Below are 700 nucleotides of genomic sequence, written 5' to 3' on the forward strand. Positions count from 1 at the left end.
CGGAGCTGCTGGCCGCCATGCACGGCGTCAAAAGTGTCGTCAATGTCGAGCACGATCCGCTTCGGAACCTGGCGGAAGGAAGCGCAATAGAGGTCGACCATCGCACGGCCCATAACGATCAGTTCCCGCACGCCGGGCAGGTTCTCCAGCCGGCACATCGTCGATTGCGAGGCCAGATCCCGACCCGAAGGCAGCGCATCCTGGGCCATCTTGAAGACCGGATCGCAGCGCAGCCGGTTGGCGTCGTTGCCATCCTCATAACCGGCGGCGATCATCTTCATGCGAAAGCCGATCATGTCCGCCAGGCTGTGGATGATCTGGTCCGGGCGGCGCGGATCGTCGATGCAACGCGCCACACGGTCGGCCACACGCAGCCGCTTTTCCACCTCGGCCAGAGCCAGAACACCACTGTTCGAGGACAACATGCCGCCGTCAAAACGGGCGACGACGGACTTGCCGCCGACTGATGACAAACCGCTCAGCGGCGGCGTAAGATCATTCATGGCGGGTGTGGTCTCCGGGAAATGGTTCGGATCGGCTTAAGCAACCAAATCCTACGTCATTTCAATGGCTTGCACCACATCCGCCAACCCCCCGTAGAGTCGAGGAGGGGCGCGGTGGCTTGGGCCGTGTTGGCCTCGCTCCGTCTCCCTTCCCCGCTCATCAAACCGGACGTGCGGATTTCCCGCATCCGGCTTTC

At 62.6% G+C, this 700-nt stretch carries 1 protein-coding gene; it reads right to left on the minus strand.

Features of this window, described 5'->3' with window-relative positions; genetic code table 11:
• Nucleotides 1-503: transposase (locus ACFFNA_RS35045; protein ID WP_378924443.1), on the minus strand; the 503-nt coding region annotated here is incomplete at its 3' end.
• Between the last annotated feature and the right edge of the window lie 197 nt (nucleotides 504-700).

Origin of the sequence: Mesorhizobium kowhaii (assembly GCF_042431665.1) — a bacterium.
Classification (GTDB): domain Bacteria; phylum Pseudomonadota; class Alphaproteobacteria; order Rhizobiales; family Rhizobiaceae; genus Mesorhizobium; species Mesorhizobium kowhaii.